This window comes from Burkholderia sp. Bp9099 (assembly GCF_003857805.1).
Lineage (GTDB): Bacteria > Pseudomonadota > Gammaproteobacteria > Burkholderiales > Burkholderiaceae > Burkholderia.
Window position 1 is genome coordinate 1 of record NZ_QTPU01000066.1, and the last position, 9,922, is coordinate 9,922.

General features: G+C 64.6%; 8 protein-coding genes and 1 pseudogene. 2 read left to right on the top strand and 7 right to left on the bottom strand.

All coding sequences use genetic code 11. The annotated features are described in order from the left end of the window. Positions 1-309 (top strand): annotated as a pseudogene (glyA, locus tag DIE17_RS36605) (serine hydroxymethyltransferase); the annotation flags it as partial. 123 nt (positions 310-432) lie between these two features. Here the strand turns inward: glyA and DIE17_RS36610 are convergent. Continuing rightward, the gene (locus tag DIE17_RS36610; protein WP_124489854.1) at positions 433-1,965 is read right to left on the bottom strand and encodes an amino acid permease; all 1,533 of its coding nucleotides are present in this window, start codon (positions 1,963-1,965) and stop codon (positions 433-435) included. Between the two features lie 408 nt (positions 1,966-2,373). After that, a complete protein-coding gene (locus tag DIE17_RS36615) occupies positions 2,374-3,384 on the bottom strand; it encodes a GlxA family transcriptional regulator (RefSeq protein ID WP_124489855.1) in 1,011 nt (336 codons plus the stop codon). A gap of 88 nt (positions 3,385-3,472) precedes the next feature. Here DIE17_RS36615 and DIE17_RS36620 point away from each other — a divergent pair, with 88 nt between their 5' ends. Continuing rightward, complete coding sequence (locus DIE17_RS36620) at positions 3,473-4,588, top strand: DJ-1/PfpI family protein (RefSeq protein WP_124489856.1); 1,116 nt, start codon at positions 3,473-3,475, stop codon at positions 4,586-4,588. A 253-nt stretch (positions 4,589-4,841) separates the two neighbouring features. Here DIE17_RS36620 and DIE17_RS36625 read toward each other — a convergent pair whose 3' ends face one another. The 5 genes from DIE17_RS36625 to DIE17_RS36645 form a co-directional block, all read right to left on the bottom strand. Then, positions 4,842-6,326, bottom strand: coding sequence for an aminotransferase class V-fold PLP-dependent enzyme (locus DIE17_RS36625; RefSeq protein ID WP_124489857.1), 1,485 nt, complete (start codon positions 6,324-6,326; stop codon positions 4,842-4,844). Positions 6,327-6,594: 268 nt separating this feature from the next. Continuing rightward, a complete protein-coding gene (locus DIE17_RS36630; RefSeq protein WP_124523316.1) occupies positions 6,595-6,909 on the bottom strand; it encodes a TrfB-related DNA-binding protein in 315 nt (104 codons plus the stop codon). 18 nt (positions 6,910-6,927) lie between these two features. Beyond that, entirely contained in the window at positions 6,928-7,185 is a 258-nt protein-coding gene (locus DIE17_RS36635) for a PAAR domain-containing protein (protein ID WP_124523318.1), read from the bottom strand. 71 nt (positions 7,186-7,256) lie between these two features. Further along, positions 7,257-8,738: a virulence factor gene (locus DIE17_RS36640; protein WP_260439299.1), complete on the bottom strand. Its 1,482-nt coding sequence runs from the start codon at positions 8,736-8,738 to the stop codon at positions 7,257-7,259. Next, the coding region (locus tag DIE17_RS36645) for a DUF3274 domain-containing protein (RefSeq protein ID WP_124921825.1) at positions 8,735-9,922 on the bottom strand (1,188 nt) is incomplete at its 5' end. The genes DIE17_RS36645 and DIE17_RS36640, both read right to left, overlap by 4 nt.

The window sequence follows — 9,922 nt, forward strand, 5'->3', positions numbered from 1 at the left end:
AGCCACGTGATGCTGGTGGACCTGCGCGCGAAGAACATCACGGGCAAGGCAGCGGAAGCGGCGCTCGGCGCGGCGCATATCACGGTGAACAAGAACGCGATCCCGAACGATCCGGAAAAGCCGTTCGTGACGAGCGGCATCCGCCTCGGTTCGCCTGCGATGACGACGCGCGGCTTCGGTCCGGCGGAAGCGGAGAAGGTCGGCAACCTGATCGCCGACGTGCTGGAAGCACCGGAAGATGCCGCGACGATCGAACGCGTACGCGGTCTGGTCGCGGAGTTGACGCAGCGTTTCCCGGTCTACGGCTGAGACGCGGCAATCGGGTTCGACTGCCGACGCGGTTGAACCTCGCTCGTTCCGAAACGATGTAAAAAAATCCGGCTCGCACACCGCGAGCCGGATTTTTTGCGCTGCGTGCGAACCGGTGTCGCGTCACACGGTCGGATCGACGTTCGCCTCGAGTTCGCGAATACGCTCGTCGTTACGCGTGTCCTTGAGCACCGGCGGCCCGGCGAAGGACTTGCGCACGCCGAACCCGTACCAGATCACCATCAGCACGCCCACGAACGCGACGAGCACGTAGAGCACCTTCTCGTTCGGCGGCTGGATGCCGACGTACGCGAGCACGCACGCGCCCACCAGCGCGAGCAGCGCGCACGGCTTCGACCAGATGCCCAGCTGGAACGGGCCCTTTTCGGTCCACGTGCGCCCTTCGGCGAGCATCCCGGAACCGATCGGCATCGCATACGAGATGAACAGGAACACGGCGCTGCCCGCGCTCAGTACCGAGAACGCGTCGCCGTACAGCGTGACGACGATCGCGAGCACCGCGCAGGTCCAGATTGCCGGGCCGGGCGTCCGGTGATTGTGATTCACGCTGCGCAGCAGCTTCGACGCCGGCAGCCCGCCGTCGCGCGCGAACGCGTACATCATCCGCGACGTCGACATGATCGCGGCGAGCCCGCACACGTAGTTGATGAAGAACATCGCCAGCTCGAGGCAGACGCGCAAGGTCTTCGGGATCGGCGCGAGGATCGCTTCGAAGAATCCGGTGCCCTGTTTCATCGCGGCGGTCAGGTCGGGCATGACCAGCACAAACGTGCACACCATCACGTAGCCGAACACCGCGGACCAGAACACCGAGCCGATGATGCCGCGCGGCACGTTCTTCGCCGCGTCGTGCGTTTCTTCCGACGTATGCGCGGACGCGTCGAAACCGGTGATCGTGTAGGTCACCAGCAGCAGGCCGGACAGGAACGCGAGCGGCGTGGTCTGCTTCGGCCAGGCGCCGCCGTCGACGCCCGTGTAGTTGGTGAAGGTGACGAGCCGATGCAGGTCGAACGTGACCGGCGAGTAGACCAGCAGCGACACGACCAGCGCGATCGTCACGACGAAGATCAGGTAGCCGGACAGGTCGGTGATCTTGCTCGCGATCCGGATGCCGCGTGCGTTCAGGATCGCCTGCGAAATCGTGATGACCGTGATGAACGCGGTCTGATGCCACCACGTCAGGCTGTCCGGACCGACGCCGAACATCGGTGCGATCAGCGTCTTGAAGAACGGATCGTAGGTGCCGAAGTTGATCGCCGCGATCACGAAGATCAGGCCGATCAGGTTGAGCCACGCCGTCATCCACCCCCATTTCTTCCCGCCGAGGATCGCGCCCCAGTGATAAAGGCCGCCGGCGGTCGGAAACGCGGACGCGATCTGCGACATCGACACCGCGACGATCAGCGCGAACAGCGAGCCGAGCGGCCAGCCGAGGCCGACCGAGGCGCCGCCGGCTGCGGAGAACGCCAGTTGAAACGCGGTGATGCCGCCCGACAGAATGCAGATCACCGAAAACGACACGGCGAAGTTCGAGAAGCCGTTCATGCGTCTCGACAGCTCCTGCGCATATCCCATCTTGTGGAGGAGGCTTACGTCGCTGTCGATACCTGCATCAGGCTGGATTTTCGCATCCATATTCGCTCCGTCACGTATGTCCTGCGAGGCAGGACCGTCATCGCTGCCCGGGCCCGGTGCTGCGGCCCGCTCCTGGAATTCGTCGGCGGGCACGCGTTGTCATGCATCGATGGCGATCGCGTATCCGGTCCGATACGGAACGGTATGAAGCCAAATCTCGCGGCGATATCGGATTTCGGCAATCCGGCGAAACTCCGGACGGGTGCACCGTTCGGGGGCATTGCGTGGCGGGCTGAATATTTGTAAGGAATCCATGCGGATCGCGATGATCCGTACTTGTCGAAATGCGACAGCCGGGGAAAAAGTGCGCTCCCGTGAAGGGCGACATGGCCCGCAATCGCCTTCTGAAGTCGACCGCGCCCCGTGTCGCAATCCCGTGAGTCGGCCCGGCAGGGAACCTGGAGCGGCCTACTCGGCTTGCTGCTTGCCGGGTTTCTGTCCGAACCGCGCACGGTAGTCGCGCGGCGATATCCCGACCCGCTTCGCGAATGCACGTTGCAGCGCATCCACGCTGCCGAACCCCGAACGTTGCGCGACCCGTTCGAGCGGCCAGTCTGCCCGCTCCAGCAGCGCCTTCGCGCGCTCGACGCGTGCGGCCAGCACGAATTGCGCGGGCGGGAGCCCCGTCTCCTTGAGGAAATTGCGCGCAAACGTGCGCTCGCTCATGTGCAGGCGCGCGGCCAGCGCGGCGACGCCGAGGTCGCCGGTCGGGTCGTCGGCGATCGACGTGAGCAGCGCGCGCATCGGTGGCGTCGCGTTTGCCTGGATGTCGAGACCGACGCTGAACTGCGCCTGTCCGCCGGGACGGTGCATGAAGAGCACGAGCTCGCGCGCGACCGCGAGCGCGGTCGGCGCGCCGCAGTCGGCCTCGACGAGTGCGAGACACAGGTCGATGCCGGCCGTCACGCCGGCCGACGTATGAAACGGCGGATCGCTCACGTAGATCGCATCCGGCTCGACCCGCACGTCGGGGCAAAGCGCCTGCAGCGTCGCACACTGATTCCAGTGCGTGGTGGCGCGCTTGCCGTCCAGCCATCCGCCCGCGGCGAGCACGAACGCGCCCGTGCAGATGCTTGCGATCCGCCGCGTGCTCGCGATCCGCGTGCGCAGCCAGGGCAGCACGCCGGCGTTCGACGCCGCGTGCCGCAGCGCCGCTTCGCTGCCGCCTGCGACGATGATCGTGTCGATGGGCTCGGGCAACGCCGCAAGCGCGGTCGGGCCGGCAAGACGCAGGCCCGCGTGCGTGACGATGTCGTTGCCGTGTTGCGATGCGAGCGTGAGCCGATAGCGCGGGACATGCCCGGGAAGATGGCGGTTCGCGACCGCGAACACTTCCATCGGGCCGGTGATGTCGAGTGACTGGACGCCTTCGAAGCCGACGACGACGATGTCGCGTGCCGGACCGGTTGACTGGGGCATGGCGGAAAGTGCGGTGGAGTTGTCCTTGTGACCGCGTGCATGATCCTTGTAATTTTCCGCACATGCAATCGATTGACGCGGGTGGGCGATGCGGGAATGGAACAGAAACGGGGCGATGCGCGTGGCGGTTGCGCTGCTCGTGTGTGCGGTGCTGGGCGCGTGCATGTCGGGGCAGTCGGGGCAGTCGGCCGCGCACGGCGCACGAACGGTCACGCAAACGCTGAGCGTGAACGCACCGAAGGCGGGCCGTACGCGGCCGCTCGTTGCGATCGTCGCGGACAACGCCGGAACGGAGACGACCGATTTCATCGTTCCGTACGCGATTCTGAAGACGTCGGGCGCGGCCGATGTCGTGGCCGTGTCGGCCGACGCCGGCGCCGTCGAACTGATGCCCGCGCTGCGGATCCTGGCCGATACGACGTTCGACCGGTTCGACGCGGACGTGCCCCTCGGCGCGGACGTCGTGATCGTGCCGGCCTTGCATCGTGCCGACCGGCCGGCCGTGCTCGCGTGGCTGCGCAAACAGGCCGCTGCCGGCGCCACGATGGTGGCGATCTGCGATGGCGCGGCCGTGCTCGCGAACGCCGGGCTGCTGCGCGATCGCATCGCGACCGCGCACTGGTATTCGCGCGACGGGCTGCGTCGCCGTTTTGCCGAAACGGCGTGGGTCGACGATCGCCGCTACGTGATGGACGGCAACGTGATGACGACGAGCGGCGTGTCGGCGTCGATTCCCGCGTCGCTTGCGCTGGTGAATGCGCTGGCGGGGCCGGTGGCCGCGCGCGAAACGGCACGCGACATCGGCGCGCACGGATGGAGCGACGTTCACGACGGCAGCCGGTTCGGGTTGACCGCGCGTGCCGTGGCGACCGCACTGACGAATCGCGTCGCGTTCTGGCGGCATCGGACCTTCGATCTGCCTGTCGCGAGCGGATTCGACGAACTTCCGGTTGCGCTCACCGCGGATGCGTGGGCGCGGACGTGGCGCAGCGACATCGTCGCAACGGCGGACGCGCACGTGATCGAATCGAAGCACGGGCTGCGCTTGCTGACGCAACCGGCCGATGCCGGCCACGCGCGCGTGACGATTCCGGACGGGCGGCGCGGCGAAGCGGTGCTGCCCGGTGTGCTCGGCGACGTCGCGGCGAGCTACGGCGACGCGACGTCGGACTGGGTGGCGCTGCAACTGGAGTATGCGAGGTAGCGGGTGCCGGGCTTGCGCGTTACCGGGCGCAAACCGTGCTCCGACGCCGGAAACGGCCCGAACGGGATGATGTGCCGATCGACGAGCCCGGCCTGTGCCAGCGGACATGCGTGCAGCACTTCGCGCGCACTTCGCGCTTTCCACCGACTTGCATTCGGCGTTTGATCGCGACGCCCGGGCGGCCACGCGTCGAAACGTCGGTTTCGAGCATGAACGTGGACGCGCGCGATGCTTCGTTACATGCGGGCTGCGCTCAGACCGTCGCCGTGCGCCGCGCCGTCAGCCGGTTCCACAGCATCCCGGCGCGGCTTCCGCTTCGACAGTAGGCGAGCACCGGCTTCGGCAGCGCATCGATCAGCGCGCCGAACGCGTCGACTTCCGCATCGCCGATCCGGTCGCGTTCGACCGGCAGATAGCGCGCGTCGAGGCCCAGTTCGCGGGCGGCGGCGGCGATTGCTTCGAACGCCGGTTGATCGGCGCTTTCGCCGTCCGGCCGGTTGCAGATCACCGCGCGAAAGCCGGCGCTGCGGATCGCTTTCAGGTCCGCCGGCGTGATCTGTCGCGACGCGGTGAACCCGGTCGCTGCCGCGGCCCGGCATTGCTCGAGCGCGCGCGCGAAACATGCGATCGCGAAATCGACGTCCTGTTCCGTCGTGAAGCGGCCGAAGCTGATCCGCACCGTGCGGCCCGCGGCTTGCTCGTCGAGGCCGATCGCGGTCAGCACGTGGGACGGCACGCCGCTGGTCGAGTTGCATGCGGAGGTCGACGACACGGCGAGCGCATCGCCGAGCATGAACGGGAAGAAGCCCGGCACGTTCACCGTGAGGCTCAGCGTGTGCGGGATGCGGCGTGCCGCTGCCGCGTTGTGCGTGATGTCGCCGAGCGCGAGCAGCGCGTCCTTCAGGCGTGCGCTGAGTGCCGCGATCCGCGTGGCTTCGCGCTCGAGTTTCTCGGCGGCCAGTTCGCACGCCACGCCCATCCCGACGATCTGGTGCGTCGCGAGCGTGCCCGAGCGCAGGCCGCGCTCGTGCCCGCCGCCGTGGATCTGCGGCGCGATGCGCTCGGCGATCTCGCGGCGGACGAACAGCGCGCCGATGCCCTTGGGGCCGTACACCTTGTGCGCGGACATCGACAGCAGGTCGATGCCGAGCGCGCGCACGTCGATCGGCGTCTTGCCGAGCGCCTGCGCGGCGTCGACGTGCAGCAGCGCGCCGGCCGCATGCACGATGCGCGAGATCGCGCCGATGTCGGTCAGCGTGCCGAGTTCGTTGTTGACGAGCATCAGCGACACGAGGCCCGTATCGGGGCCGATCGCCGCGGCCACGGCGTCGACGGTGATTTCGCCGTCGGCGGTGGGTGTCAGGTAGGTCGCGGTCATGCCGCGCTTCGACAGGTTCGCCATCGTGTCGAGGATCGCCTTGTGTTCGATGCGGCTCGTGACGAGGTGGCGCTTGCCGGTCGCGGTCTCCGCGTAGCCCTTCAGCGCGAGGTTGTTCGATTCGGTGGCGCCCGACGTCCAGACGATCTCGTCGGCCTGCGCGCCGATCAGCGCGGCGACCTGCGCGCGTGCGTGCTCGACCTTTTCCTTCGCGAGCCGGCCGGCGGCGTGCGAACTCGACGCGGGATTGCCGAAGATGCCGTCGGCACCGAGGCAGGCCGTCATCGCTTCGATCACGCGGGGATCCGCGGGGGTGGTGGCTGCGTAGTCGAGGTAGTGCAGCGGGGTGGTATCGCTCATGTCCTTCTCTGGTTCTTTCTCTTCGGAATGGGAGAAATGATACGAGGGAGGACGGGGAAAAAGGATCCAAAGTTGGCTGTGAATTCAGAGCGATGTGGAATAACGTTTTCTTTTTGTTTGATACGGGGGAATTTGTTTTCGTCTGGACCTGACGGAAGATCGGGAATTGTTCATGCGGATGCCGGCGCGGCCGGGCGCTGCCGATGGGCGTTGCCCGGCCTGCCTGCGACGTATCGGATGTCCGTGAACGCCTTGAGGGGCGCGTCGATCACGTCAACTCGTCTTGATCGGGCTGATTCGATAAACGATGCGCGTCCTGCACCCAGGCATGCAGCGCTTGCTCATATTTCGTGGGGATCGTAATCGTGAGCGTGGTGAGGTGCGTGACGTTGCCCGGTAGTTCCAGATATCGCTGCCACGCCTTGCGAACGAGCTGCGACATTGCCGAGCGGTTCATACCCAGTTTCGCGGCCAGCTCGCGCTGTGGGCGGCCCTTCACGAAAATCTCGTGCAGGGCCCATTGGTTCAACGGTTTGATGCGGGTATCTTGAAGCCGCAGCAGTCGGAACTGTTCGGCGGTCATGCGTCGTGTCTTCAGCATTCAGGGGCGCCCGGAGTTCGGAATGGAAGAAACGAGCGTCGCGCCGCACGAAGTCTTGTGACCGTCGAATGCGGCGGCCCGACCTTCGACGTCGAAGGCAGTGTCGCCGGCGGCAATCGTGCAGGTGCCGTGGATCGGACACGAACACGTGTCGCCGAAGCGCGCGACCGCGCGCCCCATGACCTTGCTGATGTCGGCGCCGGACTCGACCCGGCCGCCGTGGGTATGGCTGTCGCCTACCCGGATGATTCCTCGCATATGACTCGTCCTCTCGATGATTCGGGCGGCATTGGCGTTTTACTCGCCACATGCCGCGGTGCTGGTTTGCATCACCACGAATAGCCTTGCATGCCGTAGTCGGTGTCGTGTCGACGTCCCCACCAGGGGAGGTACGCGTTGTTGCCGCCGCGTGCACGGAACCAGTCTTGGTCCGGATCGATCGGGGTGAGCTTCGACGGTGGTCTGACGACGACGGCGACGGGGTGCTCGGGGTCGGTCGTGCCGGCTACCAAGGCGTTGCCGCCGAAGTGGTTGATCCGGCCGATTGCGAGTGCGACATCGGTCAATGCGCTGCCGGTTCCCATGTCGCCGAGCAGGGCGGCCGTGTTGAAGGTCTGATTCGTGTGGTCGTATTCAGGGAGGGTTTCGGTCAAGGTTTGCGCGAGGGAGACAACGCGTAACGACGCTGCGTCGCTGGGTACACCTGCGTCGTGGACGATGTAATTCAGGTCCGTGACCGCGACACCGGCGTTGCGTGCTGCTTCGTCGATCGTGGCTTTCCATGCCTGCACCGTTCGCGTCGTGCCGACCTTCGGCGAAAAATCGTGCGTGTTGCCGGTTGCGGCCTTGCCGATCCAGGCGAGCGGCTCGCGCTCGGTGTTGAAGTTCGGGCCGGCGAGGAACAGCACGACGAGGTTCTCGTTGATCTGCGCATCCGTGGGCGGGAAGTTCGGGGCGTCCCAATTCATCGCCCATACGGTCTTGTCGGGGTTCGCCTGCAAGTAATCCAACGCGTTGTTCAGCGATGTGAAGCCGGCGTTTGCGCCGCCTTGAGTGATTTGTACGTCGGGAGGCGTGTCGCGGCTCCACATCGTCGGGAAATGCGGATTTCCGATCAAGAAGGTATCTGCAATTTCCTTGGTCAAAAACTCCCTCGACTCGGCGATTTCGAGTCGTTCAGGGATTGCCTGCTCAACGTGGATGCCTGCCAGCTCGCGCCAATCCTGAGAGTTCTCGGATTTAACCGTGTAGAAGTACGATGCATTCATCGCGTAGCGGTTGCGTAGCAGATCCAGGAATTCTTCCATGTACTTATGGTAGAAGCCCTTGAACGTTTCCTGCCCCTCGTTGCCGTACGCAATGCCGGCTACTGATTGCACTGTAGTAAAGGACTTCGGATCCGTGCGGACCATATCGTCATTCTTGTTTGGTGCTACAAGCCCCTGCGCCCAAAGCAATTGCCACTCTGTGGGATAGTCCTTGCGTTGCAACGGATTCAGCCAGATCAGGCCGATGACCTGGGCAATGATCGGCTTCGCCGTTTTTTCTATAGCAGGTGCTGCATTCGCTGCTGGCTTCAGAGTGGAGCCGGCGTGCGCAGCGCGCATCGCAGCCGTGGTGAACAGAAGCACCATAAGAGCGACCAAACCAGGTAAGAGAACCAATCGTTTCATCCAATCACCTATTTCCAGATGTGCCGGGTCGGGTTGTTCTACGTACGCGACCAGCGAAGCCATGAACAGGATAGTGATCAGCCATGCCGAAACGGCAAATGCGATTCGGCGCGGCCATGTAGCAATCAGTGCCGTCATATCAAGTCTCCGGCCTTCAGATAGAACTCACCTTCGCGTTCATCCAAGATCGTGCCTGGTAGGTTGCCCTCACTGTTTTCTGCATGAACCCATTTATGCATGGGGAGTCCATCGACGGTGCCGGATTTGAAGTACTTCGCAAATTTCTTGTTCCGATCGTCATCCGAGATTCCACTTGCCATGCGCCAGTCGGCTTGAACGCGCAGCGCGTTGATCTGCTTTTCCGTCAGATAGCACAGGCCCACAGCGACGTCATACGCAAGCGCCTTTTCGGCATGCTCTGGGTTGGTCATCGTCGTCGAGTGATTCGTCGGGCTGTTGGTCGTGCCGCGATCGAGCCAACCGACGATCTGTTTGTCGCGCCAATCCTTGTAGCCTTCGGGCATCGCGCTTTTGCCGTCCTCGCCGATCACGTGGCCGTCGCCGTCGAGCCATTCGGTGTTTAGCGTCCGACGCGCTTCCATTCGCATCAGCGCGCGGTCCTCGTAACGTTGTCCGGCTTCCGTTGCGGCCGTACCTTGAGCGACGCTGTCCTGGTTCTTCGCCTTGTACTGGTCGTAGGGGTCGTCGGCTCGCTTGTCCGCGTCAGCCTTGTTCGCGTCGCGCCATGCAGCCGGCGGATCGTTGCCTTCGTTGAAGTCGCTGATCGCGTCGCCGTCCTTGGTCGCGACTGACTTGCCGAATCGCAATGCCTTCGGCGGGAATGGCTCGTCAAGCGCCGGGGCATCCGCAACTACCGTCCAGCCCTTCGGCGGATCGGCGTTCACACGGAGCATGTTCAATGCCGAACTGATGCCGGTCACGACGAACATGAGTGGCGCGGTCACGAGCGTCGCCGCCACACCGAACACAGACTCGTTCCCTCTGATCGCACCCACCAGATTGAATTTGGCTGGCGGCGACGGCGGATACCAGAACCCCGGCTTCGTTCCTTGTTTGCCGTGTCGCCAATCGTCTTCCCAATACCGGTACGGTTTCTGCACGCCGACCGCGAAACCCGATGCAAACACGCGCTGCGTCAGGATACCGGCCGCGCCGATATCGTCGAGTTCGTGCTTACTGATGCCGCGCCAGCCGATCCCTTGCACCGTCACCGCCGAAATCACCTGATCGTGTGGGCAGCAATATGCGGTGACGCGACCGTATGTAGACCCAATTAGACCATGCCGAAAACGATCCTCTTG